The organism is Geodermatophilus dictyosporus (assembly GCF_900115505.1).
In the GTDB taxonomy this organism is placed as follows: domain Bacteria; phylum Actinomycetota; class Actinomycetes; order Mycobacteriales; family Geodermatophilaceae; genus Geodermatophilus; species Geodermatophilus dictyosporus.
In genome coordinates, this window is the sequence record NZ_FOWQ01000007.1 from 86,670 (window position 1) to 112,733 (window position 26,064).

Sequence of the window (26,064 nt, forward strand, 5' to 3'; positions counted from 1 at the left end):
CCCGATGAGCAGCCCGCACAGCCACGACGACGACGACCAGCGCCCGCGGGACGAGGAGCCCGGCGGCCGGCAGGAGCCGGTGCACCTGGGCAAGGGCGACCGCGGCCCGGCGTCGGGGGACGGCGGCAGCGGGCCGGGCACGTGGCAGCCGCCGGGCTGGGACCTGCCGCCGGCCGAGCCCGAGCGCCGTCCCGAGGAGCCGCCGCCGGCCGCACCACCCGGTCCGACCCCGGCCTGGGGCGGCCGGCCGCGGACGCCGTCGGTCGCCGAGCAGGTGTTCCGGTACCAGGGCGACACCGTGGGCGCGCAGAGCTGGGCGCTGCAGCACGGCTGGACCGTCTCCGACGGCACCGCGCCGGAGGACGCCGTCCTCGCCGAGCTGGTGGCCAGCGCCCCGGTGCGCACCGCCAGGGAGCACCGCGCCGCCGGGGTGATGCGCGGCCGGGCCGGGGCGCTGGACCTGGTCGCCTTCGACGTCGTGTTCGTGGACAGGCGGCGCACCGTGCCGCAGTGGGCGGTCACCGCGGCGCCGGTGCTGCTGCCGCTGCCGGGCCTGCGGCTCTCGCCGGCCCGGTTCTGGCGGCACCGCACCGGCGGGCTGGTGCCGGTGCCCAGCGGCGACGAGGTCTTCGACGCCCGCTGGGTGCTGCTCGCTGCCGAGGAGGGGGAGGCGGTGCGGCGGCTGGTGGCCGACCAGGCGGTGCGCGGGCTGCTCATGGGCACCGACGACGGCGACGAGTTCTGGACCGCCGCCGGCCACCTCGCCGCCGTCCGGCCCGACGGCCACCGGCCCGAGCTGCTCGAGCACCACGCCCGGCTGCTCACCGCGATGGTCGCCGCGCTCGCCGGCGCGGCCTGAGCCCGGGGGCCGGGCGTGACCGACCCCGGCGGGACCCCGGCACCCGCGCCGGCCGCGGGGCTGCGCGAGCTGCTGCCGCTGGTCCGGCCGCACCGGCGGCCGCTGCTGCTGGCCGCCGGGCTGTCGCTCGTGGGCGCGGCCGCGGCCCTGGCCCAGCCGGTGCTGGTCGGCCGGGTCATCTCGGCGGTGGGCGCGGGCCGGCCGCTGCTGCCCGCCGTGGCCGCGCTCGTGCTGGTCCTCGTCGCCGGGGCCGTGCTGAACGCCGCGCAGTCCTACCTGCTGCAGCGCACCGGTGAGGGTGTCGTCCTCACCACCCGGCGGGTGCTGGCCGACCGGCTGCTGCGGCTGCCCGTGGCCGAGTACGACCGCCGGCGCACCGGCGACCTGATGTCCCGGGTCGGCGCCGACACCACGCTGCTGCGCGCCACGGTCACCTCCGGGGTGGTCGAGGTGGCCGGCTCGGTGGTGGTCGCGGTCGGCGCGCTGGTGGCCATGGCGCTGGTCGACGTATGGCTGCTGCTGGTGACGGTGACCTCCGTCGCGGTGGGCCTGGCCGTGGTGGTGGCCTCCAGCCGGCGCGTGCGGCGGCTGTCGCAGCGGGCCCAGGAGGAGGTCGGGGCGATGACGGCGGCCGTCGAGCGGGCGCTCTCGGCGGTGCGGACGATCCGGGCCAGCGGCGCGACGGCGCGGGAGGTGGCCGGCGTGGGCGACAGCGCCGGGCGGGCCTACCGGGCCGGCGTCTCGGTCGCCCGGCTGGAGGCGCTGGTGCAGCCGGCCGGCATGGTCGCCGTCCAGGGGGCGTTCCTCGCCGTCCTCGGGCTGGGCGGGTACCGGGTGGCCACCGGCTCGATCGCCGTCGCCGACCTGGTCGCGTTCATCCTCTACCTGTTCCTGCTGGTCATGCCGCTGGGCCAGGCGATCGGGGCGTGGACACAGCTGCAGACCGGGCTGGGCGCGCTGGCCCGCATCCAGGACGTCCTCGGCCTCGAGCCCGAGCGCGCGGAGGCCGCCGAGGTGGGCGGGGCGACGGTGGCGCCCCGGACGGCGGCGCCCGGTGTGCCGCTGCTGGAGCTCGACGACGTCTCGTTCGCCTACCCCGACGGCACGGAGGTGCTGCGCGGGGTCTCCCTCACCGTGCCGGCCGGGAGCCGGGTGGCGCTGGTGGGTCCGTCGGGGGCGGGCAAGTCGACGGTGCTGGCGCTGGTCGAGGGCTTCTACCCGCTCAGCGGCGGCACGATCCGGTGGGCCGGCACCGACGTCCGGGAGCTGCCGCGGGCGGCGCTGCGCGCGCAGCTGGGCTACGTCGAGCAGGAGGCGCCGGTGCTGGCCGGCACGGTGCGGGAGAACCTGCTGCTGGCCGCGCCGCACGCCGCCGACGACGAGCTGTGGGCGGTGCTGGCCGACGTCGGGCTGACCGGGGTGGTGCAGCGCTCACCGCGGGGCCTGGACGTGCCGGTCGGTGACGAGGGCGTCCTGCTGTCGGGCGGCGAGCGGCAGCGGCTGGCCATCGCCCGGTCCCTGCTGGCCCGCCCGGCGCTGCTGCTGCTCGACGAGCCCACCGCCAGCCTCGACGCCCGCAACGAGGGCCTGCTGCGCGAGACGCTCGCCGCCGCGGCCGCCGACCGGGCGCTGCTCGTCGTCGCCCACCGGCTGTCCACCGTGCTCGACAGCGACCAGATCGTCGTCCTGGACGCGGGCCGAGTCGTCGCCCGCGGCACCCACGGCGAGCTGGTCGGGACCAGCCCCCTCTACCGCGAGCTCGCCGCCGCCCAGCTGCTGGTCTGACGCGGCGACGATCAGGTGACCTGGTGCTTGAGCGTCCTCCCCGACGGTGGGCGGTCGGGGAGGACGTGCTGCGGCGCGGGAGGACGTCCCCCGTCACGCAGCGCGGCCGGTCGCGGCCCGCTCGTCGCCGGCGTCGAGCGCCTCGGCGGCGCGGCAGATGTTGCGGATCATGCTGCCGAAGACGATCCCGTGGAACGGCGAGATGCTCCACCAGTACGCCTGCCCGGCCAGGCCGAGCGGGTGGAAGGTGGCCTTCTGCCGCAGCCGGGTGCGCCCGGCGTCCCCACGTTCCACGTGGAACTCGAGCCAGGCGAGGCCCGGCACCCGCATCTCCGCGCGCAGCCGCAGCAGCCGGCCCTCCTCGAGCTCCTCGACCCGCCACCAGTCCAGGGCGTCGCCCACGTAGAGGTCCCGGGGGTCGCGCCGGCCGCGGCGCAGCCCGACACCGCCCACCGCGCGGTCCAGCCAGCCGCGCACCTCCCAGGCCAGCGGGAAGCTGTACCAGCCGGTCTCCCCCCCGATGCCCTCGACGACCCGCCACAGCGAGTCCGGCGAGGCGTCGGTCTCGCGGGTCCGCTCGTCGAGGTAGAGGCTGCCGCCGGCCCAGTCGGGGTCGCTGGGCAGCGGGTCCGACGGCGCCCCCGGCACCGACGCGCCGGTCCACCGGGTGTCGACGGCGTTGTTGCGGACCTTCAGCACCGCCAGCCGCACCGCCTCGTCGAAGCCGAGCAGGCCCTCGGGCGGGTCGGGCACGTACTGCGCGATGTCGTGCTCCTTGCAGACGACGGTGTTGCGCAGGGACTCCACCAGCGGCCGCGCGATGCCCGCCGGGACCGGCGTGATGACGCCGACCCAGTGGCTCGACAGTGACGGCGTGAAGATCGGCACCGGCAGGATCCGTCGCCGCGGCAGCCCGGTGACCTCGGCGTAGCGCTGCATCATCGTCGCGTAGTCCATGACGTCGGGGCCGCCGATGTCGAAGCAGCGGTGCACGTCGGGCGGCAGCGTGGCGCAGCCGACCAGGTAGCGCAGGACGTCGCGGATGGCGATCGGCTGGATCCGGCTGTGCACCCACCGGGGGGTGATCATCACCGGCAGCCGCTCGGTGAGGTAGCGCAGCATCTCGAAGGACACCGAGCCCGAGCCCAGGACGACCGCCGCGCGCAGGACCACCGTCGGCACCCCGGAGGCCAGCAGGACCCGCGCCACCTCGGTGCGGCTGCGCAGGTGGGGGGAGAGCTCCTCGTCCTCCGGCTCGAGCCCGCCGAGGAAGACCAGCCGGCCGACGCCGGCCTCGCGCACCGCGCCGGCCGTGACCTCCGCCGACCGCCGTTCCGTGGCCTCGAACTCCGGGCCGCTGCCGAGGGAGTGGATGAGGTAGTAGACGACGTCGACGCCGGCGCAGGCGCGGGTCACCGCGTCGGCGTCGGTGGCGTCGGCCTCGGCGACCTGCACCTGCCCGATCCAGGGCCGGTCGCGCAGCTTCTGCGGCGCGCGGGTCAGCACGCGGACGCGGTGGCCGGCGGCGAGGAGCTCGGGGACGAGGCGGCCGCCCACGTAGCCGGTGGCGCCGGTGACCAGACAGGTGAGTGCACGCTCGGCGGGCTGCATGTCGACCAGTCTGGGAGCCGGGCGCGGACGGCGCCGTCCGGTCGACCGGCCCAGCGTCCCTGGACGGGCGTGTCGAGCCCCCGCCCAACACGGGTGGTACAGCCGGTGCCTCCAGTGGCGCAGGGGCGACGTCAGGGCGTGGACGGCGTCGTTCCTGTCGGTGCACCCGGTAACATGGAGGCCAGGAATCCCCAGCATCCGGCTCAGCGGCGCTGTGCGCCCTCGGGACCCCTCCCGCAGGGAGGCCCCCGCGTGCCGGCAGCGTGACAGAAGGGCCCCACGTGGTCGCTCGACCGAAGACCGAGAACTCCTACTCCGGCAGCTCCATCACCGTCCTCGAGGGGCTCGAGGCGGTCCGCAAGCGCCCCGGCATGTACATCGGGTCGACCGGTGAGCGCGGCCTGCACCACATGGTGTGGGAGGTCGTCGACAACGCCGTCGACGAGGCGCTGGCCGGCTACTGCGACACGGTCCGGGTGACCCTGCTGGCCGACGGCGGGGTGCGCGTCGAGGACAACGGCCGCGGCATCCCGGTCGACGTGCACCCGGTCGAGAAGCGGCCCACCGTCGAGGTGATCATGACGGTGCTGCACGCGGGCGGGAAGTTCGACGGCAAGAGCTACGGCGTCTCCGGCGGTCTGCACGGCGTCGGCGTCACCGTCGTCAACGCGCTGTCCACGCGGCTGGACGTCACCGTCTGGCGCGACGGCACCCAGTGGCAGCAGTCCTACGCCGAGGCCAAGCCCGGCCCGCTGGAGAAGGTGGGCCCGACCACCCGGCGCGGCACCGCGATCACGTTCTGGGCCGACGGCGGCATCTTCGAGACGACGACCTACTCGTTCGACACGATCGACCGCCGGCTCCAGGAGATGGCCTTCCTCAACGCCGGCCTGACCATCGTCCTGCGCGACGAGCGCCCCGGGCACGGCAAGGCCGAGACCGGTGTGGGCGAGGAGTCGCTGGCGACCCTGGCGGCCCCGGTGGAGGCCGACGAGCAGGCCTTCGAGCCGACCGAGGTCACCTACCGGTACGACGGCGGCCTCGTCGACTTCGTCGCCCACCTCAACCGGCGCAAGACCGCGATCCACAAGTCGGTCATCGGCTTCTCCGCCGAGGGCACCGGCAAGAACGACATGGCGATGTCGGTCGACGTCGCGATGCAGTGGTCCGACGCCTACTCCGAGTCGGTGCACACCTTCGCCAACGTGATCAACACCCACGAGGGCGGCACCCACGAGGAGGGCTTCCGCGCGGCGCTCACCTCCATCGTCAACCGGTACGCGGTGGACAAGAAGCTGCTCAAGGAGAAGGACGACAAGCTCACCGGCGACGACATCCGCGAGGGTCTGGCCGCGATCGTCTCGGTGAAGCTGGGCGACCCGCAGTTCGAGGGACAGACCAAGACCAAGCTCGGCAACACCGAGGTCAAGGGCTTCGTGCAGCGGATCTGCAACGAGCAGATCGGCCACTGGTTCGAGTCCAACCCGACCGAGGCCAAGACCATCATCACCAAGGCCGCCTCGGCGGCCCGGGCCCGCCGCGCCGCGCAGGACGCCCGCAAGCTCGCCCGCAAGAGCCTGCTGTCGGTCAGCGGCCTGCCGGGGAAGCTGGCCGACTGCCGGTCCACCGACCCGCGCAACTCCGAGGTCTACATCGTCGAGGGTGACTCCGCCGGTGGTTCGGCGAAGTCCGGCCGCGACTCGATGTACCAGGCGATCCTGCCGATCCGCGGGAAGATCATCAACGTCGAGAAGGCGCGCATCGACCGGGTGCTGAAGAACACCGAGGTCCAGTCGATGATCACCGCCTTCGGCACCGGCATCCACGACGAGTTCGACATCACCAAGCTGCGCTACCACAAGATCGTGCTGATGGCCGACGCCGACGTCGACGGGCAGCACATCAGCACGCTGCTGCTGACGCTGCTGTTCCGCTTCATGCGGCCGCTGGTCGAGGGGCAGTACGTCTACCTGGCCAAGCCCCCGCTGTACAAGATCAAGTGGGGCGGCAAGGTGGGTGACGAGTACGCCTACAGCGACAAGGAGCGCGACGCGGTCGTGCGGGCCGGCGTCGAGGGCGGCCGCAAGATCAAGGACGAGATGATCCAGCGGTTCAAGGGGCTCGGCGAGATGAACGCCAGCGAGCTGTGGGAGACCACGATGAACCCGGAGACGCGGATCCTCCGCCAGGTCACCCTGGAGGACGCCGCCGCCGCCGACGAGATCTTCAGCGTGCTGATGGGCGAGGACGTCGAGGCCCGCCGCAGCTTCATCACCCGCAACGCCAAGGACGTCCGCTTCCTCGACGTCTGATGTAAGGACCCCCGTGCCCCCCACTGCTCGCTCGCTCGCAGCGGGCCCCTGCACGGGGGCCACCTCGACTCAGCCACCGTGCGATGGACCATGAGGACCTGAAGTGACCGAGACACCAGCCCGCGACCGCGTCGAGGCGGTCGACCTCCAGCAGGAGATGCAGCGCAGCTACATCGACTACGCGATGAGCGTGATCGTGGGGCGCGCGCTGCCCGAGGTCCGCGACGGGCTCAAGCCGGTGCACCGGCGGGTCCTGTTCGCCATGTACGACCAGGGTTTCCGCCCCGACCGTGGGTACGTGAAGTGCGCCCGCCCGGTCGCCGAGGTGATGGGCAACTACCACCCGCACGGTGACTCGGCGATCTACGACGCCCTCGTGCGGCTGGCCCAGCCCTGGTCGATGCGCTACCCGCTGATCGACGGCCAGGGGAACTTCGGCTCGCCGGGCAACGACCCGGCGGCGGCCATGCGGTACACCGAGTGCCGGCTGACGCCGCTGGCCATGGAGATGCTCGCCGGCATCGACGAGGAGACCGTCGACTTCCAGGGCAACTACGACGGCCGCACCGAGGAGCCGGTCGTCCTGCCCTCGCGCATCCCCAACCTGCTGATCAACGGCTCCGCCGGCATCGCGGTCGGCATGGCCACCAACATGCCGCCGCACAACCTGCGGGAGGTCGCCGAGGCCGTCTTCTGGATGCTCGACCACCCCGAGGCCGAGCCGGAGGAGGCCCTGACCGCGTGCATGGAGCGGATCAAGGGCCCCGACTTCCCGACGCACGGCCTCATCGTCGGCCGCGAGGGCATCGAGGACGCCTACCGCACCGGTCGCGGCTCGGTGCGGATGCGCGCCGTCGTCACGGTGGAGGAGGACTCCCGCGGCCGGGTGCAGCTCGTCGTCACGGAGCTGCCCTACCAGGTCAACCCGGACAACCTCGCCGAGGCGATCGCCGAGGGGGTCCGGGAGGGGCGCCTGCAGGGCATCAGCGAGATCGCCGACGAGTCCAGCGACCGCGTCGGGCGCCGGCTGGTCATCACCCTGCGCCGCGACGCCGTCGCCAAGGTCGTGCTGAACAACCTCTACAAGCACACCCAGCTGCAGACGTCCTTCGGCTGCAACATGCTCTCCATCGTCGACGGCGTGCCGCGCACGCTGCGCCTCGACGAGCTGGTCCGCAACTGGGTCCACCACCAGATCGAGGTCATCCAGCGGCGCACCCGCTACCGGCTGCGCAAGGCCGAGGAGCGCGCGCACATCCTGCGCGGCTACGCCAAGGCCCTCGACCAGCTCGACGCGGTCATCGCCCTCATCCGCAGCAGCGAGTCCGCGGACGCCGCGCGCACCGGCCTGATGGAGCTGCTGGACGTCGACGAGATCCAGGCGGTCTCGATCCTCGACCTGCAGCTGCGCCGGCTGGCGGCCCTCGAGCGGCAGCGGATCCTCGACGAGCTGGCCGAGATCGAGGCCCGCATCGCCGACCTGCAGGCCATCCTCGACTCCCCGGAGCGGCAGCGGCAGATCGTCCGCGACGAGCTCGGCGAGATCGTCGCGAAGTACGGCGACGACCGGCGCACGCAGTTCGTCGCCAACGACGGCGACGTGTCGATGGAGGACCTCATCGCGGAGGAGGAGGTCGTCGTCACCATCACCCGCACCGGCTACGCGAAGCGCACCAAGAGCGACCTCTACCGGTCGCAGCGTCGTGGCGGCAAGGGCGTGATGGGGGCCCAGCTCAAGCAGGACGACCTCGTCGACCACTTCTTCGTAGGCTCCACCCACGACTGGATCCTGTTCTTCACCAACAAGGGCCGGGTCTACCGGGCCAAGGCCTACGAGCTGCCCGAGGCCAACCGCACGGCCCGCGGCGCGCACGTGGCCAACATCCTGGCCTTCCAGCCCGACGAGAAGATCGCTCAGGTCATGCAGATCAAGGACTACGGGGTCGCCCCGTACCTGGTCCTGGCCACGGCGAACGGGCAGGTGAAGAAGACCCGGCTGGCCGACTTCGACTCCCCGCGCAGCGGCGGCGTCATCGCCGTCAACCTGCGCGAGAGCGACGAGCTGGTCGGCGCCGCGCTCATCGACCCCGAGCAGGACCTGCTGCTGGTCACCCGCAAGGCGATGTCGATCCGGTTCAAGGCCGACGACGCCACCCTGCGGCCGATGGGCCGGGCCACCGAGGGCGTGCGCGGCATCTCGCTGAGCTCCGACGACCAGCTGCTGTCGATGATGGTCGTCGAGGAGGGCGTCGACGTCCTGGTGGCCACCGAGCGCGGCTTCGCCAAGCGCACCGGCATCGAGAACTACCCGCCGCAGGGCCGCGGCGGCAAGGGCGTGCTCACCGCCGACCCCAAGGCGCGCAAGGGCAACCTGGTCGGGGCCCTGGCGGTGCGGCTGGGGGACGAGCTGTACGCCATCACCTCCGGCGGCGGGGTCATCCGAACCCCGGTCAACGGCGTGCGCCACAACAAGGACCGGGCCACCATGGGTGTCAAGCTCATGAACTTGCCCGAGGACGTGACGATCGTGGCGATCGCCCGGACGACGGACAACGACGAGCCCGCCGCCTAGGGTGAGAGCGGGAGCACGGTGGGTCGTGGCCGCGTGCCACGGCTCCCGCCGGCGCCCTGACGGGAACGACCGGCGCCCGGGCGCCTCCGGCTCCGCGCCGGGACACCCGGGCGCGAGGACGCGGCGAGGGCCGCAGGCGAACGGGAGACGAGCATGAGCGACCGGCCGCAGGCGGTGCGCACGGGCACCCGCCCGGACGGCGCACCCGGGGCGGACAGGGCGCCCGACGGGGACCCGGCGGCCCCGGGCGGTCCCGCCGCGGGCAGCCAGGCCGTCGGCGCCTCGGCCGCGGGGGCGGGCACCGCACCGGTGGGCGCCCCGCCCACGGGCAGCGTGCCGCTCGCCAAGCCCGCCACCGGGCAGGCACCCGTCCAGGCACCGTCGCAGTCACCTGTCCAGTCACCGGTCCAGGCGCCGACCGGGCCCGCCGTCCCGCCGGCGGGCGCGCCGCAGGGCGGATCGTCGGGCACCACCCAGTCGATCACCCCGGCGGCCGCCGCGGCGGCTCCGCCGCCGGCCGGCGCCCGCGGCCAGCAGGCCGGTGGCCAGCAGGCCGGCGGGAAGGCGCCCAAGCGCGGCCCCCGCGGACCGCGCCGCGCGCGCCTGCAGTTGCGGCACATCGACACCTGGTCGGCGCTGAAGATCTCGCTGGTCCTGTCGATCGCGATGTTCTTCATCTGGATGGTCGCCGTCGGCATCCTCTACGGCGTCCTCTCGGGTGTCGGCGTCTTCGACACCCTCAACGACCTGTTCGGTCAGCTGGGCACCGCCTCGGGCGGCGAGGGCGGCGGGGACGTCATCACGCCGGGTGTCGTCTTCGGCGGCGCGGCGGTCATCGGGGCGATCAACATCGTGCTGATGACGGCGCTGTGCACGGTCGCGGCGTTCATCTACAACCTCTGCGCCGACCTCGTCGGCGGCGTGGAGGTCACCCTCGCCGAGCGCGAGTGAACCCCGCCGGCCCGCGTGGCCGGTGACCACGCGTCAGGCGCCCCCTCCGCAGCCAGGAGGGGGCGCCTGACGCGTGTTCGTGGCCGGTGCCGCCACCCCCCTGCGGCCGGCGGGGCGGAGCCGGGTACGCTTCTCCAGGTCCACGGGCCTGTAGCTCAGGCGGTTAGAGCGCATCCCTGATAAGGATGAGGCCGGAGGTTCAAGTCCTCCCAGGCCCACCCGTGACCCGGTGCCCCGGCCTCGGCCGGCACCGGAGCGAGCACCACCGCACCACGGACCAAGGCGCGAGGGTCGTCGTCCGCGGCGCCGTCCACCCCGGGAGGTACCGCGTGTTCAAGAAGCTGGCCCTGGCCGCCGCCGCGGCGGGTGCCCTGGCGGCCCTGCGCCGGCGCTCCGGGAGCGCCGCCGGCAAGGGCGAGGCCGACCTGTGGCACGAGGCCACCAGCGGGCCGCAGGCCGTCAGCCGCCCCACCACCCGCTGACCCCGGCACCCCGTCCCGGGGCGCCGCAGGGGACGTAGCTCAATTGGCAGAGCACCGCCTTTGCAAGGCGGGGGTTAGGGGTTCGATTCCCCTCGTCTCCACTCCTCCCTCCGTCGGGGGCTCGGTCGAGCCCTCCGACGAGGTCTCGGTCCGCCAGAGGTCCGCGCCTCGTCCGCGGGATGCGGCCCGCAGCGTGTCCAGCCGGTCGGCCACGTCACCCAGGTCGTCGTCGAACAGGTCGGCGTAGCGGTCCAGGGTCATGGCCGCCGAGGCGTGCCCGAGCATCCGCTGCACCGCCTTGACGTTGGCGCCGGCCTTGATCGCCAGCGAGGCCGCGGTGTGCCGGAGCTCGTGCGGTGTGAGCCCGGGCTCCCCGATGACCCGGGCCGCGGCGTCGAACCAGGCGGACCGGGCGTTCCGGTTGCGCAGCACCGCGCCCTCCGGCGAGGGGAAGGCCAGCTCGTCCGCGGGGCGGGTCACCACCGTCCGGACAGGACGCCCTGCGCCTTGCGGACCGAGGCCCCGGCCAGGCCCCGGTCGGAGAGCTCCGACAGCCAGGCCTGCACATCGCCGTGGGTCACCCGGATCAGCGCGACGTTCCCCCAGCGCGGCAGGACGTGGGTCTTGAGGACGTCGGCGTAGCGGGCCCGACTGGTGGGCTTGAGGTTGATCTTCCCGGCTAGCCAGACGTGGGCCAGCTCGCCCACGGTTGTCCTGGCCCGCTTGGGGTCGACGTAGGTGCCCGTCTGCACGGCCGCGGTGACCTCGTCGAGCCATCGCTGGGCGTCGACCTTGCGCTTGAAGTGGCGGGCGTGCTCCTTGCCGTGCGCGTCACGGTACCGGGGCCGGTACGTGCCATCAGGCCTCCGCGCGATCGACGCCATCTTCGATCACCCGCCTCTCTCTTTGAGCCACGGCGGTGTCCCCGCGCGGGGGGGTGGTCTACCACCGGCGTGCTCGCGTGAGGGGAGAGCTTGCCGTCGATCCCCACCTCTCTGGACGGCCGCGGCAGGATCTGTGGACGGCGGTGAGCGCCGTGGGTCGGGACGGTCACCGCCGGGCGCCCGCTGCGGGGGAGTCCTGGTCGTCGTGCTGGGCGTCGATCCAGCTGCGCAGGTCGTCGGAGCGGTAGAGGACGCGGCGGCCGAGGCGGAAGCTGCGCGGACCGGTGCCCAGGTGGCGCCAGTACCGGAGGGTGGCCACCGGAGCGCGGAGCAGCTCGGCGGCCTCGGTGATGGTGAGCAGTTCGGGCTCGCGGCGGACGGAATCGTCGGACATGGCTGGCTCCGGTGGGCTCGGGTGGGCTGTGCTCCCTTACGGGAGAAGGCGCCATCTGGGCGCGATTGGTGACAGCCGACCACCGAGGGCTTCCGGAATTCTCCAGTTCTCCTCCTGTTGCTGGACGCCGCCACAGCGCCCTCGGCGGCCTCCCACCGATCTAGCCGCCTGGCACCAACCTGAAGATCGGCTACACCTAGGTGCTGAGCGCGGTGAGCAGGTCGAGGCCGACTCGGTCGACGCTGCGCACGTCGTTGGCCAGGGTTGCCACGCCGACACCGGCGGTCGGCACAAAGCCGGCGAACGCGCGGAAGCCGCCGGTGCCGCCGTTGTGCCAGAGCATGACCCGGTCGCCCTTCATCGGCACCCGCAGCCAGCCGAGTCCGATGCCGAGTCGCTTGCCCGGGCGGCGCTCCGGGTGAGTGAGCGCGATCGCCGGTCCAAGCGGGGTGTCATCCGGTCGCAGCTGGGCGTGCAGGAAGGCGAGCATGTCGGTGGCTGTGGAGCGCAGCGCACCGGCACCGGGCAGGCCGGCGACCTCCCAGTGGCCGGTGGTCCGGCGGCGCCGGCGGTGGCCGACGGCCTCGCGCTCAGCCTGCTCCTGGTCGGGGATGATCACGGTGTCGGTCATCCCGAGCGGCTCGCAGATCCGCGAGCGCACCAGCTCGCCGAAGTCGCGGGCGGCAGTCGCGGCGACCAGCGCGTGGCCCAGCACGCCGGCACCGAAGTTGGAGTAGGCGATACGGCCGGTGCCGGGGGTGCGGCGCAGCTTGGCCTCGCCTAGTGCGGTCAGCAGCGCGGCGCGGTCGATCGTGTCCCACGGGTCGCCGTCACGGGCCTTCCATTGGGCGCGGATCGCGGCCGAGAACGGCAGCGGGTTGTTGGGCAGCCCCGCGGTGTGGGTCGCTAGGTGCTCGACGGTGATCGCCGCGCCGTCGCGGGTTGGCACGGTCACCTCCGGCAACAGGTCGCTGAGCGGCGTGTCCAGCGACAGCTCGCCGCGCGTGACGGCCTCGGCGAGCAGCAGTGCGGTGAACACCTTGGTGACCGAGCCGATCTCGAACAGGGTGTCCGCGTGAGGGGTCGGACCGTCCGGCGCGCGAACGCGCCCGACCGGCACGACGGACCGTGCGCCCGCGGACGTCACCGCCCCCACCACCAGCCCGACGTGCTGCTTGCTGTGCCGGGCAGCGATGCGCTCGACGGCCTCGTCGAGAGCTTCAGGGTCGCTCACGCGCTGCACTCCGTTCGCCGGCTGGTCAGAGGAGCTGCTGCGACGTCGATCGCTGAGCTGGGGTGCGGGGACATCCGCTTGGTCGCGGTCGCTGGGCATCCGTGCTTCCTCCGGCGGATCATGGTTGACGCGCGCTCGCGGTTGTCGCGTCACCCCGGGGACGCCGCCGGGGTAGCAGGCTGGCGGCCGAGGTGCCCGACCTGCGCTGGCAGGACAGCGCCGTCGGCCAGGCGGGGCGACAGGGCTGCGGCGTCGGCGCCGACGAAGCCGAGCAGCGCCGAGCCGCGGCAGGTCTGCCACGGCAGGCCCAGGAAGTACAGGCCCGGCACGTCGGTGGCGCCGGCGGTGTGTCGCACGGCCCCGTCGACGACGACGCCGGGTACGTGCAGCCAGGCGTAGTCGGAGCGGTAGCCGGTGGCCCACACGACCGCCTCGACGTCGACGGTGGTGCCGTCGGCGAAGGTGGCGGTGCGGCCATCGACGTCGGTCAGCCGCGGCCGGAAGTCGATCCCGCGCCGGCGCAGGGTCCGGCTGCGGGTGCCAATGACGAGGTCGCCGCGGTCGCGCAGCCGGCGGGCGATGCGGCTGTTGCTGGGCGCGGTGAAGAAGCCCGCCCGGGTCAGCCAGAAGAACAGGTCTCGGCCGGCGATGCGCTGGGGCAGCTCGGTCGACCGGGTGCCGACCGCCACGGTGACCGGATGGGTGGCGGCCAGCTCGGCGGCGATTTGCAGGCCGGAGTTCCCCGACCCGACGACGAGCAGCCGGCCGTCGCCGGGCAGCTGCGTCGGATTGCGGTACTCGGCGCTGTGCAGCTGCAGCATCAGCGGGTCCAGCCGGTCGGCGAGGGCGGGGATGTACGGGGTCTGGAACGGGCCGGTTGCGATGACAACTTGGCGGGCACGCACGGCGCCGGCTGGGGTGCCGGCGTGAAGGTGCCGTCGTGGTCGCGGTGCAGCCGGAACACCGGTGAGTTCAGCCGCACCGGAGCCTGAACCGCTGGGTGTAAGCCTGGAGGTAGTCGGCGACGTCGTCCTTGCTCGGGTGGTAGTCACCGGTGGGCGCGGGAAACGGCATCCCAGGCAGCGCGTCGTACTCGGCGGGGCTGAACAGGCGAAGCGAGTGCCAGCGGTCCCGCCACGAGTGGCCAACCTCCGGGCCGGCGTCCAGGAGCAGGAAGCTTGCGTTGCGGGAGGCGAGGTGGTGGCCGAGGGCGAGGCCGGCCTGCCCGGCTCCGACGATGAGGACGTCGAGGACGGCGCGGTCGTCGGTAGACAGGCGCAGGGGCTCGGGCATGGCATCTCCTGATTGGGTGAGGACATAGGCCGGGCGGGCGGGTCGGGGTGGTCAGCCACGACCCCTTGGGGTGGGGCGCGCGAGCTGCGGATGCGCCGCCGCGGTGTGGTCACGAGCGGGGGATCCCCTACGGGATGTAGCGCCGACAATTGGGACCGTTCGTCGCGCTCACGCCGGGAAACCCGCCCGGTTCACAGCAGTGGCGTGCCCGCGCGCACGGCCTGGACGACGTCCTGGACCGCCTGAACCGAACTTGCGGCGCCACGCTCCTCGTCCAGCAGGGCCCCATGCCCGGCATCCGCGGGGCGGTGGGAGCTGTTGGTCGAGAGCGCGGCCATGCGTTCCTGTCCGGCGAGCCGGGCCGGATCGTCCTCGGCCCCGGCGGCGGTGAGCACCACCAGCGGCATGTCGCCGAGGGTGGTCAAGTCGCGGGCCTGCGTGAGCAGGGCGGGCAAGGTCGCGATCTCGTCGCGGACGTTGCGCCAGCCGCGGGGGTTGGCGTTGAACATCCGTACCTGCCCGGCTGCCGGCTCGGGCAGGGTCGACCAGTACGAGGTAGGGGGCAGCCGACCAACACCGAGGCGCGCAAGGCTGGGCAGGACAGCCATCGCGCTGGGCGGACCACCGCCGACGCGGTAGGGGTCGGTGGCGTCCAGCAGGACCATGCCGGCGACCTGCTCGGGGTAGCGGGCGGCGTAGATCATCGCGTGGTCCCCACCGATCGAGTGCCCGACCAGCACGTAGGGACCCTCCTCGCCGGCGCGCTGGAGCAGCGCGTGCAGATCGGCGGCGGCCTGGTTGCCGTCTCTCGGCTGCGGGGCGTCCTCGCTCCATCCCTGCCCGGCTCGGTCGTAGGCGCAGACCCTGGCGCTGCGCGCGACCCCCGGGACGACGCGCGCCCAGTTGGCCGACGTCAGGCCCAGCCCGTTGAACAGCACCACGGTCGGGCCGCCGGAGCCGGTGCAGTTCAGGTGCAGCCGGTAGCTGCCGACGTCGTAGACCTCCCCGGGCATCGCGCGGCCAGGATCGTCGGAGGCCAGCCCGACCGTCTCCACCGCGCCGCCGACCGCCGAGGCGGCGATGACCACCACGACGGGGTAGAGCAACCAGCGGCCGCTGCCGGCGGCCAGGGCGCGGCGGATCCGTACGCCGATCCACACAGCCATCGTCAGCAGCGCCGGCGGCCACACCCATCCGGCGGCAGTCAGCCCCCCGTCGCCCGGGGCGACGACCAGGAGCCCCAGCCCCGTCGCGGCGAGTCCGGCGGTCGGCACCCACGCCCACCGCTGCGGCTGACTCGTCATCCATGCCGAGAGCACCGCGAGCAGCGCCCAGCCGGCGGCGAACCCGAGCAGTGCCGAGCCGGTGATGACGTGCTCGGGCGCGCCGGCGAACACGACCAAGGAGAGCACGGCGGCGAGCAATAACCCGGTCAGCAGTGACCCGACGACGATCCAGCGAATGGGGCCGGTGTGAGGTGCGCGCTCGGCGGTCGGCCCGGCCGCTTCAGCGGTCGAGGTAGCAGCGGGCATCGGGGGATCTCCTGGTCGGTTGCGGTCGGTCTGAGATGGACCGTTGACGGTGCTCGCGCTGGTCGAACCGGCACGTGCGCCGGGACCGTCGCGGCCGTGGTCACGTCGGAAGAAGTCCCGCGGCCAACGCGACCGCGATCAGGGCGGCGGCGACCCAGTCGACGGTCACGCAGAACGGCGGCCACCAGCGGGTGCCAGCCACGAACCCGGTGCGGTGCTGCCACAGATCCTTGAAGCCGTGTCCGACCAGCCCGGCCACGATCAGCCAGGCCGAGCCGAGCTCCGCGAAGGCTGCAGCGACCACGAAGACCGACGCGACCACCGTCTCGGCGACCAGCACGTGCCGGCGCCCGTCGGCCACGGCGAAGCCGATGTAGACCGCGGCGATGAGGGTGAGACCCAGGGCGTAGACCGTGACCGTGTCCAGCCAGAAGAACGCCAGCGGGGAAGCCGCCTGCAGGATCCCGAAGACGACGCCCCAGATCAGTGGTGCCCGGAGAGGACGGTGCGTGGAGCCGGACGAGGTGGCCGGCGCAGTCGATGGCACGGAGCCTCCCGGCGGCTCCCGGTGGGCGAAGCCGGCTCGTCCACGGGCCTGGGACGTCACCGGAGCGAGGCCCGATCGAACGTGTCGGCGTTCTGCCGGTGGACGGCGGGTGCCGGCGAGGAGCGCAGGGCGAGGATCAGCAGCGTCAGCGGCAGTATCACCCAGCCGGTGAGAACGACAACCAACGCGGTGCCGGCCAGCCCTCCCGCTCCGTGCAGGTGCCCGAGATGGAACACCAGATGCGGACCGGAGAACGCCAGGCAGGCCAGCAGGGCCACCACGACGTGCGCCCGCCCGGTCGCCGAGGTGATGGGCAACTACCACCCGCACGGTGACGCGACCGCCTCTGCGATGCCCGCGCCGGTGAGCAGATCACCGGTCGTCAGCCCGGGACCGTTGCGTCGGCTCAGCGCTCGGACGTCGTGCCCGGCCGCGCGCAGGCGGGCGACGGTGAGGGCACCGAGGGTGCCGGTGGCTCCGGTGACCAGCGTGGTCGTCATGGGGAATCTCCGTTCCGCCCCCGGTCAGACCAGGCAGGCCTGCGATCTGGGCGCGAGACGACGATGCGGCCCATAGCCTCGACGGCGCCAGGACGCGGGCTTGACGATTTCGGACATGCCGAGCCGTACAGTGCGGGGATGGCTGCCCTCGACATCGCGGTCGTCACGTTCCCGTCTGCCCAGATCTTGGACGTGACCGGCCCGCTCGAGGTCTTCTCCAGCGCCACCCACCTGCTGCCGTCGGCGGAGTACCGCACGCAGGTGGTGAGCACGTCAGGCGGTCCGGTGCTGGCCAGCTCGGGGCTGACGTTCAGCACCACCGCGCTTTCCCAGATCGTGGGACCGGTCGACACCCTCGTGGTCGCCGGCGGGCGGGACATGGACCAGGCCTGCGTGGACCAGGACCTGCTGGCCCACGTCCGGCGGCTGGCAGGCAACGCCCGACGAGTCACCTCGGTGTGCTCCGGGGCCTTCGTCCTCGCGGCCGCCGGCCTGCTGGACGGGCGTCGGGCGACCACCCACTGGGCGGAGTGCCGGCTGCTCGCGACCGCGCACCCCGAGGTATCCGTCGACGGCGATGCGATCTACGTGCGCGACGGCGACGTCTGGACCTCCGCCGGGGTGACAGCGGGCATCGACCTGGCATTGGCCCTCGTCGCCGACGACTACGGCGCGCGGGCAGCGGCGGCGGTCGCCCGCCACCTCGTGGTGTACCTGCGGCGGTCCGGTGGGCAGGCGCAGTTCTCCACGCTGCTCGCCGCGCAGGCAGCCGAGAGCGAGCCAGTGCGGGAGCTGCTGGCGTGGTTGCCCGACCACCTGACCGCCGACGTGTCCGTGCCCGCCCTCGCCCGTCGCGTGCACCTGTCCGAGCGGCAGTTCAGCCGGGTGTTCAAGGCCGAGGTCGGCGTGACGCCGAGCGAGCACGTTGAGCGGTTGCGGCTCGAGGCCGCCTGCCAGCTCCTCGAAACCACCAGCCATGCCGTCGACCACATCGCCCGCGTCTGCGGGTTCCGGGTGCCGGAGACGATGAACCGCACGTTCCGTCGTCGGTTGAACACCGCCCCGGGGGACCACCGCCGGCACTTCGGCCACCTCGCCGGGCAGTAGCCGCCCACCGCACCGGCAACGTCGGCCTCCGGCGCTCACAGGTGATCGCCGGCCTGCCGTCCGCCGGCGGAGGCGACCGGCACCACGGCTGATACCCACGCCATGGCGAGCAGGTGGTCACCGGAACCCAGAGCACGAGGCCGCGGGACACGTATCCAAGCCTGGGCGGACCGACGCCAGGGGCAATTGCGCCTGCCAAGAATTGCGTCTGACAATCGCTGCATCTGTCAATCGCCGAGGCGAGTGCAGCTTGCATTCTCGATTGGCACAGAGCCAAACAGTTGGCAGCTCATGCGACTCTGAGCGTGCCAATCTCGTATAACTCCTCACGGCCCCGCTCATCGCCCGATGCCTGGCGCGGTGCCGCCACGGGCGAGGGACGGTCCCCGCCGCTCCGCCTCGGGCCGAGGGACGCTGGGTACCGGCGCGACCGGGCGCGGGGGAGCGGCTGCCCTCCGGTCGAGCGATCGGTCCTGGCGGTCGCGGGCGGCCTCTCGAGCGGCCAGCACGGCGGCGTGGCCGGGGCCGAGGTCGGCCCGGTCGCGGCCGAAGACGGCGATCCACTGCGCCCGGGCCTCCGCGGGGTCGGCCGCGACGAGGTGCGCGGTGTTCGACGTCCGTCCGCGGGTCATGCCGACGTAGGCCGAGGCCGCGCCGGTCTGGTCACCGATTACCCCGTGCGCGGCGGGATCGGTGTCACCCTGCACGCCGTGCGCGGTGCTGGCGTAGGCCAGCTCCACGTGCTCGGTGACGTAGTCGCCGGGCAGCACCCGGACCCGTGCGCCGGCCGGGGTGACATCGCCCCGGGAGACGTCACCGGTGGCCGTGCCGGCGATGACCAGCAGCCCACCGCGTCGGCCCACCGCCTTCACGGTCCACGTGTCCCGATTGATGACCAACAGATCACCCCTAGAAACGGCGATGGGCCCCGCGAAGCGGGGCCCGGACTACCTCCATTGGTAGCATGCGTGCCGTTCTTTAGTGAAGGCTAGAGAATGGCACGGAAGACTGTATGTCGCGGTCGGGGAGTCGTCGCAGCTGTCATGTCGTTGGTCGTTCATGGCAATTGTCGAGTGCAATGCTCGACCAGCCTTCGTGATGCACCGCTTCTCGTCAGACAGCAGCCTCCTGCGACACGGTGGCGTGGGCGCCGGGCGGGCGGCCGGACAACGCAGTCCTGCCGTAGAGGGGTCCCGATTGCCGCACCCTTGCGGAAAGGTTCATCAGGCGGGTCCTACGGGACGGCAGCCCAGGGGCACGTGCTCTGTGTTGCGGTGTTCCCGGTTCCGGTTCCTCTAACGGGGAGCGGTCTCGGGTTGTACGAGGACGAGTTGATCGCCATCGAGGCCGTGGGCAACGAAGAATGGGGTTCACCGGATCCCTGGCCGAGTACCAAGCGGACTTGCAGCACGGCCTGAGCGAACGCCGTGCTGAGCGGGAGGCCGAAGCGATCGAGCTGTACAGCTGCCCCGCGAAGCTCTGCGCGGCGGCATCGCCGATGGGCTGCTCGATGCCTATGGCGGCGTCGAGGTGCCGCACGGCTGCGGCGGCGTGTTCGGTGGACTCGCACGAGTTGAAGACCGCAAGGCGGATGCGCCGGCTGCTGACGCTCAGCATCGTCGCTAACTCATCGGTGGTGAGTACGCGGGTGAACCCGTCGTTGTCCTCCATAGCTAGGCCTGCGGCGTCGCTGTGGCCGGAGAAGTGGACAACGTCGGGCTTTACCTCGTTCAGGCGTTGCAGCAGGTCAGCGGGCTGGGCGGCGACCGCGTATTCGAAGCGCAGGGCGTCGCGGTGGTCTGCCAAGCGCACCTTCTGCTGGATCTCGCGCATCTCCTTGTCGATCCGCAAGCCGTCCTGGTCTTCGGGGCTGGACGCGATGAACAGAACAGTGATCGTCTCTGGGACCTGCTGCCACGGCGCCGCAGCCAGCAACTGCTCCTGCTCATCGATCCGGGCCCGCAGGCCCGCGACCTCGCGACGGTGGGCGGTATCGCGCAGACGGTCCGCCCGTTGACGCTCGAGGGTGGCCCGTTTGTCGGCTGCGCTGCGCTGGTCGGTTAGCTTTTTCGCCTCCCGCTGCTCCTCCTCACGCAGCTTGGCCTCCGCGACGTGCACCTTCTTTTGCGCCTTGGCGGCGTCAGTACTGTGTCGCGCTGCGTGTCCGCGGGCCGCCGTAGCCTCTTCACGCTTCTTCGCCGCCTGCTTGATGTAGCTGTCCCGCATGCTGGCGCTACGGGTCGAGCCGGCGCTGCGCTGCTTGGCATTTGCCTCCTTATCGAGGGCGGATGCTTTCTTCTCCTCGGCAGCCTGCTTCTCGCGGGACTTCTCCAGTTCCTTGCGGGCGTTGGCGACGGCCTGACGAGCGAGGCTGATCGACATGCCTTGACGCTACGCAGTAGATCGGACCGTTTTGATGCACATGTCTTTTGACTCCGGCGACCGTTCGGGAATAGCGCCCTGGCCCGCAGGTCGATCGGTCAATGGCGCACCCGATAGCGCAGGTGAAGCACTCGGTTGCCCTGAATCACCACGTCAGGATCCTCCAACAGGTGCTGCGCGTGGACCGACCCGAAGAAGCGCTTGCCGGACCCGAACACGACGGGGACGACGTCCATCCGCACCTCGTCGACATGACCCGCGGCAAGGAATTGGCTGCCGACGTCTCCGGCCGCGACCTCGACAGTGCGACCACCCGCGAGCTCCCGCGCCTTGGCCACCGCTGCCGCAATGCCGTCGACGAAGTGGTAGGGCGCCTCGGGGTCCCAGCCCTCGGGCGGCGGCCGGTGGCTGACGACGACGACGTGGTCGACCCCAGCCGGCGGCGTCCCGTCCCAGCCGTCGGTGATGTCGAAGACATGGCGCCCGGCGATGGTCACCGCGATCTCGTCCCAGTACGGCCGGACGTAGTCGTAGGAGGCCTGCGACACCTTCAACACACCGCCCCCGTCCAACGCGACCTCTCCGCTGACCAGCCACTCGAACAGTGGCCCGGGGTCGTCGTTCTCAGCTGCGATGAAGCCGTCGACCGACACCGACGCGTACATGACTACCTTGCTCATGGGACTCCTCTGATGGGATGTGTCCCCGAAGTCTGCGGCGCGTCGAGCTGTTCGCTCTTGTAAGAAATCAATCGGCCGGCAACGGCCAGCCGTCGAGCACGTGGCCGGGATGCTCGCGCAGGAAACGCCTCCGGACCTCGACGTACCGGGTCGGCGTGAAGCCGGTGAACTCCCGGAACTCGTGACCGAAGTGCGCCTGGTCGAAGTAGCCGGCGCGAGCGGCGAGGTCTGCCCAGTCGATCGGTTCGGCGGGGTCGATGGCGAGCACGGTGGTGGAGAAGCGGTGCGCCCGGGCCAGCCGCTTCGGCGTGACGCCGATGATCTCCTTGAACCTTCGCGCCAGATAGGTGCTGCTGACACCTCCTGCCGCGATCAAGTCGCCGATCGGCACCGTCCCACCGGTCGCCGCGATGGCGGTGCTCACGTGGCGGACCAGAACTAGACCGTGGATCTCACTCAGCTGACGCATCAACGCCTCCTCGAGCAGCGTCAGCATCTGGTGGGGTTCGGCCGCCGTGGCCAGCTGATCTCGCAGCTCGGCGGTGGCGGGCCGGCCCCAGACCTGTTCGATCGTCGCCGGCCGGTCACACAGCTCGGCCGCGGCCATCGGCAGGAACGGTGCCAGCCCCCACGGCTTGAAGTGCACGCCGACCGATCGGCTCGGGATCGGGTAGCCGAACTCCCACGAACGAGTCGGCGTGCTGACCACGCAGCCGTCGGCGTACTCGGCCGCCTCCAGGTGCTTGCCCGCGCGGATGTGGAACGGCGCCCCGAGATTGACGATGAGCAGCGGTGCCGGCGCCGCTGGCAGCGTCAGCCGGCGGTACGGCGGCCTGCCCACCAGGTAGTAGACGTCGTGGATCAGGTCGTCGAGCGGCGCGCGCGGCACTCTGGACACGTACTCCACGCCCACAGCATCGCCGACGCCCCATCGGAACGGTCCAGCCGCGCTGCAGCGCATCGAGCCGGCGCCGACGCGGGACGACCGCCCCGGAAAGTGTCAAGCCGGTTGGATGGCCGCCGTCCCGCCGGGGATCGTCGCGTGGGTGGTGCGCAAGGGGACCGACTTGCGAGGCACTGAGATGAGCTGTCCGCCGACCGCTGCCAGGCTGGTGAGATGAACGGTGACGATGAGCCTGCCGAGGTTAAGGCCGCACTTGCAGAGGCAATCGCCCAGTTGCCGGCTGACTTCCGCGCCATGCTCCCTACCAACAGCGAGGGGCGGCCGCAGGTGGAGATCGTGCACGCCCTTTACCGGTACGAGAGCCCTAGGCCTGGCCAGTTCAGATGGATAGAGGTGCGCGAGCCGAGCACCGATGAATGGGACGCGGCGATGGCAGCCCACGGCAATGTCTACAGCCTCACCCGTGGGCTCGATGGCTTCCCGTCGTTCGCCTGGGGCGACCTCCGGAACGCGCGCGACGAGTTGCTGCGACAGTTACGTGACCAAACCAGGCCCAGTGAGTGGATGGCTCAGCTCATCGAATATCGAATCATCAACTACAGCACCGCGCTGAAGCTCTACCACGAGCACGTCTCAGCGCAGGTAAAGCGGACAGCCGATGACGACGTGAAAGGTCAGGTGGAGGCGGCGTTCTCGGAAACGTATGACCGCAGCTTCGGGTACCGACTCATGTACTGGATGTGCAACGCGTTCCAACATGGGGTGCGCGGCTTAGTGTCACTACAGATGACGGCGCGGCCGGCTGCCGGGTCGGACACGGAGCGGGAATCGGAGGCCTACGCACATCTTGAGAAGGTCGCCTTCGCGGCCAGCCGCGCCAACGCCGCCGTCCGCCGGCAGATTCGCGAGGTGGATGATGACATTGATCTTTTCGAGCTCGGCGAGGAAGCGTTCGCCGAGGCTCGAGCACTTAATGCGCGCCTTACCCCACTGCTGCACCCTGGAGCGCCCGCGGCGGCCCAATGCTCATGCAGTACATCGAGGAACTCGGTGGAGAACGGCCGCACTTTCACATGTATGTCCGTGGTCTTCCGACGAGGGGACTCCTTGAGACGAGGAGCCTGGACCGTGTCGGGTTTGCCTACGTCGCCCGACAGGCGGGCAAGCGCGTCATCTACGAAGCAGGGGCACCGGCGCATGCGCTGGCGGTCTTGCCCACGTATAACACCTCTTCCAGTTCGCCGGCCTGAGTCGCTCTCCAGGCACGGTCGGAGGACTCAAGCGCCCCTGCCTCGCAGACGAACCGGCTACGGCGGCGCTCGCGCGATCCCAAAGTCCGGCGCCGGTGTCCGACAGGGGATCCCTGTGGGGCGGTCGGGGCTGCGTGCGCCCGACCGTCGGTCGGGGCTGACCGTCGCCGGGATCCCTTTGGGTCTCGTCTCCAAGGCACGACGGCGACGAGGCCATCGCCAGGATCATCCACGCTTGACGCCTGCCCCACCCACGGCATCCGCAATTCGAGAAGAACGCCCCTAGGAACACCCGATGCGGCGGTCATGGATCGGAGCTGCGGTTCAGAGGGCCGCGCGAGGGCCCGTGAGCCGCTATGCGGAGGCTCTCAGGGGCTCGAGGGCGGCTAGGACGAGGTCGAGGCCGAACATGAACTCCTCTGCCGGGTCGTAGCCGGCAGCGACGAGCGCCGCGGCGGACTCGTTGAGGTAGGGGAACTGGTCAGGAGGAAGCTGGGGCAGATAGGCGTCCTCGGCCATGTCCGCGAAGTCATCGGCGGTGTCGAAGGGCAGGGTGGCTTCCTGCAGGGCGTACCCGTACACGCAGCTGTCGAGCAACCAGTTGGCGTGCGTCGCCATCAAGACCGAGAAGCCAGCCCTCCGCAGGCAGGCGGTGACCGCTTCGTGGTGGCGGAGGTTCGCGGGCCCCGGCGTTGTCCGCGACTCCATCAGGCCGATCGCCCACGGGTGGCGTGCAAGAACCTGTCGGGCGGATACCGCCCGCCGTCGCATCGCCGACTGCCAGTCGGTCTCCTCAGGCGGGAGCTCGATCTCCTCGAACACGACGTCGATCATGGCGTCCAGCAACTCCTCCTTGCTCGCCACGTAGTGGTAGAGCGACATCGCGCCCGCGCCGAGCGCGCCAGCCAGCCGGCGCATGCTCAGCCCGTCGACCCCCTCGCGGTCGGCGAGCCGGACCGCCTCGACCACCACCCGCTGCTTGCTCAGCCCCGCGTCTGACGCGACCTGGCGTTGTTTCCCCACAGACACGGATCTCCTCGCTCCCTCGAACGGCTTGACAATCGTACAGCGTACGAGCCATAGTACAGCGTACGACGTACAGCGTACGAGCCAGCGAGAGCCCACCTGGGACGTGAGGAGGCTTCTGTGGGAGCCGAACAGCGATCGAATGCCGGAGCACGCCTGGTGCCGGGGGCGGGTCCGGCCGGGGCGGCGACGATGCGGGCCGCCGTCCAGCACCGTTACGGCCCGCCCTCAGTGCTCGCGTCGTCCGAGGTCGGGATACCGCTGCCCGGTCGAGGCGATGTGCTCGTCCAGGTGGGCGCGGCCGCAGTACATCCCGGCGACTACTTCGTCATGACCGGTGAGCCGTACGTGCTGCGCCTGGTGTTCGGGCTCCGCCGGCCGCGCCACGGCATCCCTGGCCGGGACCTTGCCGGCGTGGTGGCAGCGGTCGGGAAGGATGTCACCGCTCTCCGCCGCGGCGACGAGGTGTTCGGCTGGAGCACGGCTGGAACGCTCGCGGAGTACGCCTGCGTCCCGGCGGACAACCTCGTGTCCGTGCCTGCCGACCTGTCGGTCGTGGACGCGGCAGCGGTGCCCACGTCGGCCCTGACGGCGTTGCAGGCATTGCGCGATATCGCGAACGTCCGCCCGGGCCAGACGGTGCTGGTCACGGGCGCGTCGGGCGGCGTGGGCTCCTTCGCCGTACAGATCGCCAAGGTACTTGGCGCCGAGGTGACGGGTGTGTGCAGCACCCGCAACGTCGACCTGGTCCGGTCGCTCCGTGCCGACCACGTCGTCGACTACACGAGGACCGACTTCACCCGCACGGAGAAGCGCTACGACGTCATCCTCGACAACGTGGAAGCCCAGCCCCTGGCGGCTGTCCGCCGAGCCCTGACGCCCACCGGCACCCTCATTCCCAACAGCGGACGCGGTGGCCGCTGGCTCGGCCCCCTCGGTCGGATCGTCAGAGCGCGAATGCTGTCCGGGTTCACCCGTCAGCAGCTGAAGCCTCTCCTATCGGTCGAGAAGCGCAAGGACCTGCTCACCCTGGCGGACCTCCTCGCGACCAGGCAGGTCACGCCGGTCATCGACCGCACCTACCCCCTCGACGAAGCAGCCGACGCCCTCCGCTACGTCGGGGCTGGCCACACCCGAGGGAAGGTCGTCGTCACCGTCTGACGACCTGACCGACGAGAACGACCCAACCCGTGCGTATGCACGCCCAGACCTGCCGCCACTCCGGCGGACGGACCGCTCCTCTCGAAGGAAGAACCGATGACCATCCGAACGACAACCCCGAACCTGCTCGACAACCCGCCGATCCCCGTGCAGGCCAGACTCGCCGCCGCATGGACCAGCCTCATGTTCCTCATCATTTACATCGACTACTTCCACCTCTACCAGCCTGGCGAAATCGACTCAATTCGCGGTGGCGTCATCTTCGAGTTCGACATCAGCGGGACATTGATGTCCACTTTCTTCGTGGTCATCGCGATCCCAGCCCTGATGATCATGCTCTCCATGACGCTGCCCGCCCGGGTGAACCGCGCTACGAACCTCGTCGTTGCATCGCTGTACATCCCCGCCTGCGTGTTCAACGCGGCAGGGGCGACCTGGGACTACGCCTTTTACTACGCCCTCACTATCGGAGTCGAGGTGCTGATCCTGGCCTTCATCCTCCGCTCCGCCTGGACCTGGCCACGCCGCACCGCATCACCGGCGACCCTGGCAGCCAGCCTCGACAGCGAGCCACTTCGCACGCCGCAGCAGGCATGAC

23 protein-coding genes, 2 tRNA genes and 2 pseudogenes are annotated in these 26,064 nt (G+C 71.6%); 11 read left to right on the plus strand and 16 right to left on the minus strand.

Annotated features, from left to right (window positions below; genetic code table 11):
* Positions 1–4 precede the first annotated feature (4 nt).
* Complete coding sequence (locus BMZ33_RS16480; protein ID WP_091113042.1) at positions 5–859, plus strand: hypothetical protein; 855 nt, start codon at positions 5–7, stop codon at positions 857–859.
* Between the two features lie 15 nt (positions 860–874).
* Positions 875–2,644, plus strand: a complete 1,770-nt coding sequence (locus tag BMZ33_RS16485; RefSeq protein WP_091113044.1) for an ABC transporter ATP-binding protein — start codon at positions 875–877, stop codon at positions 2,642–2,644.
* Between the two features lie 93 nt (positions 2,645–2,737).
* Here the strand turns inward: BMZ33_RS16485 and BMZ33_RS16490 are convergent, their stop codons facing one another.
* Positions 2,738–4,255 (minus strand): SDR family oxidoreductase, encoded by a 1,518-nt coding sequence (locus tag BMZ33_RS16490; protein WP_091113048.1) that lies wholly within the window; start codon positions 4,253–4,255, stop codon positions 2,738–2,740.
* A gap of 281 nt (positions 4,256–4,536) precedes the next feature.
* Here BMZ33_RS16490 and gyrB point away from each other — a divergent pair, with 281 nt between their 5' ends.
* The 6 genes from gyrB (at position 4,537) to BMZ33_RS16520 (ending at position 10,673) form a co-directional block, all read left to right on the plus strand.
* Positions 4,537–6,567 (plus strand): DNA topoisomerase (ATP-hydrolyzing) subunit B, encoded by a 2,031-nt coding sequence (gyrB, locus tag BMZ33_RS16495; protein ID WP_091113052.1) that lies wholly within the window; start codon positions 4,537–4,539, stop codon positions 6,565–6,567.
* Between the two features lie 103 nt (positions 6,568–6,670).
* On the plus strand, positions 6,671–9,139 hold the full coding sequence (gyrA, locus tag BMZ33_RS16500) for a DNA gyrase subunit A (protein WP_091113054.1): 2,469 nt from the start codon (positions 6,671–6,673) through the stop codon (positions 9,137–9,139).
* A gap of 153 nt (positions 9,140–9,292) precedes the next feature.
* Positions 9,293–10,090, plus strand: a complete 798-nt coding sequence (locus tag BMZ33_RS16505; RefSeq protein ID WP_091113058.1) for a DUF3566 domain-containing protein — start codon at positions 9,293–9,295, stop codon at positions 10,088–10,090.
* Between the two features lie 144 nt (positions 10,091–10,234).
* Positions 10,235–10,308, plus strand: a tRNA-Ile gene (locus BMZ33_RS16510).
* Between the two features lie 111 nt (positions 10,309–10,419).
* Positions 10,420–10,572: a DLW-39 family protein gene (locus BMZ33_RS23430; RefSeq protein WP_169064447.1), complete on the plus strand. Its 153-nt coding sequence runs from the start codon at positions 10,420–10,422 to the stop codon at positions 10,570–10,572.
* Between the two features lie 28 nt (positions 10,573–10,600).
* Positions 10,601–10,673: transfer RNA gene (locus BMZ33_RS16520), tRNA-Ala, on the plus strand.
* 190 nt (positions 10,674–10,863) lie between these two features.
* Here BMZ33_RS16520 and BMZ33_RS24190 read toward each other — a convergent pair.
* The 10 genes and pseudogenes from BMZ33_RS24190 to BMZ33_RS16560 form a co-directional block, all read right to left on the minus strand.
* A pseudogene (locus tag BMZ33_RS24190) lies at positions 10,864–11,055 on the minus strand (site-specific integrase); the annotation flags it as partial.
* Positions 11,049–11,456: an N-terminal phage integrase SAM-like domain-containing protein gene (locus BMZ33_RS24195; RefSeq protein ID WP_169064448.1), complete on the minus strand. Its 408-nt coding sequence runs from the start codon at positions 11,454–11,456 to the stop codon at positions 11,049–11,051. The pseudogene BMZ33_RS24190 and the gene BMZ33_RS24195, both read right to left, overlap by 7 nt.
* 166 nt (positions 11,457–11,622) lie before the next feature.
* A complete protein-coding gene (locus BMZ33_RS16530) occupies positions 11,623–11,850 on the minus strand; it encodes a helix-turn-helix transcriptional regulator (protein ID WP_091113064.1) in 228 nt (75 codons plus the stop codon).
* A 196-nt stretch (positions 11,851–12,046) separates the two neighbouring features.
* On the minus strand, positions 12,047–13,183 hold the full coding sequence (locus tag BMZ33_RS16535; protein WP_091113067.1) for a serine hydrolase domain-containing protein: 1,137 nt from the start codon (positions 13,181–13,183) through the stop codon (positions 12,047–12,049).
* Between the two features lie 50 nt (positions 13,184–13,233).
* Positions 13,234–13,989, minus strand: coding sequence for an NAD(P)-binding domain-containing protein (locus tag BMZ33_RS16540; protein WP_169064449.1), 756 nt, complete (start codon positions 13,987–13,989; stop codon positions 13,234–13,236).
* 67 nt (positions 13,990–14,056) lie between these two features.
* Positions 14,057–14,377, minus strand: coding sequence for an FAD-dependent oxidoreductase (locus tag BMZ33_RS24520; protein WP_169064450.1), 321 nt, complete (start codon positions 14,375–14,377; stop codon positions 14,057–14,059).
* Between the two features lie 191 nt (positions 14,378–14,568).
* Positions 14,569–15,909, minus strand: coding sequence for an alpha/beta fold hydrolase (locus tag BMZ33_RS16545; RefSeq protein WP_091113070.1), 1,341 nt, complete (start codon positions 15,907–15,909; stop codon positions 14,569–14,571).
* A gap of 100 nt (positions 15,910–16,009) precedes the next feature.
* Positions 16,010–16,456, minus strand: coding sequence for a hypothetical protein (locus tag BMZ33_RS16550; RefSeq protein ID WP_091113074.1), 447 nt, complete (start codon positions 16,454–16,456; stop codon positions 16,010–16,012).
* 56 nt (positions 16,457–16,512) lie between these two features.
* Positions 16,513–16,737, minus strand: a complete 225-nt coding sequence (locus BMZ33_RS16555; protein WP_169064451.1) for a hypothetical protein — start codon at positions 16,735–16,737, stop codon at positions 16,513–16,515.
* Between the two features lie 36 nt (positions 16,738–16,773).
* Positions 16,774–16,956: an NAD-dependent epimerase/dehydratase family protein gene (locus tag BMZ33_RS16560; protein WP_136697328.1), complete on the minus strand. Its 183-nt coding sequence runs from the start codon at positions 16,954–16,956 to the stop codon at positions 16,774–16,776.
* Between the two features lie 138 nt (positions 16,957–17,094).
* Here BMZ33_RS16560 and BMZ33_RS16565 point away from each other — a divergent pair, with 138 nt between their 5' ends.
* The gene (locus tag BMZ33_RS16565) at positions 17,095–18,063 is read left to right on the plus strand and encodes a GlxA family transcriptional regulator (RefSeq protein WP_091113081.1); all 969 of its coding nucleotides are present in this window, start codon (positions 17,095–17,097) and stop codon (positions 18,061–18,063) included.
* Positions 18,064–18,401: 338 nt separating this feature from the next.
* Here the strand turns inward: BMZ33_RS16565 and BMZ33_RS16570 are convergent.
* The 5 genes and pseudogenes from BMZ33_RS16570 to BMZ33_RS16590 form a co-directional block, all read right to left on the minus strand.
* Positions 18,402–18,968: pseudogene (locus BMZ33_RS16570) on the minus strand (TrwC relaxase); the annotation flags it as partial.
* Positions 18,969–19,176: 208 nt separating this feature from the next.
* Entirely contained in the window at positions 19,177–20,445 is a 1,269-nt protein-coding gene (locus BMZ33_RS16575) for a CHAT domain-containing protein (RefSeq protein ID WP_091113085.1), read from the minus strand.
* Between the two features lie 98 nt (positions 20,446–20,543).
* Positions 20,544–21,125 carry a dihydrofolate reductase family protein gene (locus BMZ33_RS16580; RefSeq protein WP_091113088.1) on the minus strand — a complete coding sequence of 194 codons (582 nt, stop codon included), beginning with the start codon at positions 21,123–21,125 and terminating at the stop codon, positions 20,544–20,546.
* Between the two features lie 67 nt (positions 21,126–21,192).
* Positions 21,193–22,032: an AraC family transcriptional regulator gene (locus BMZ33_RS16585; RefSeq protein ID WP_169064453.1), complete on the minus strand. Its 840-nt coding sequence runs from the start codon at positions 22,030–22,032 to the stop codon at positions 21,193–21,195.
* Positions 22,033–23,633: 1,601 nt separating this feature from the next.
* Positions 23,634–24,248, minus strand: coding sequence for a TetR/AcrR family transcriptional regulator (locus BMZ33_RS16590; RefSeq protein WP_169064454.1), 615 nt, complete (start codon positions 24,246–24,248; stop codon positions 23,634–23,636).
* 177 nt (positions 24,249–24,425) lie between these two features.
* Between BMZ33_RS16590 and BMZ33_RS16595 the strand changes: the two genes are divergently transcribed.
* Both BMZ33_RS16595 and BMZ33_RS16600 read left to right on the plus strand, forming a co-directional pair.
* Positions 24,426–25,466, plus strand: coding sequence for a zinc-binding dehydrogenase (locus tag BMZ33_RS16595; RefSeq protein WP_169064455.1), 1,041 nt, complete (start codon positions 24,426–24,428; stop codon positions 25,464–25,466).
* A gap of 96 nt (positions 25,467–25,562) precedes the next feature.
* Entirely contained in the window at positions 25,563–26,063 is a 501-nt protein-coding gene (locus BMZ33_RS16600) for a DUF6326 family protein (protein ID WP_091113100.1), read from the plus strand.
* Position 26,064: the final 1 nt, after the last annotated feature.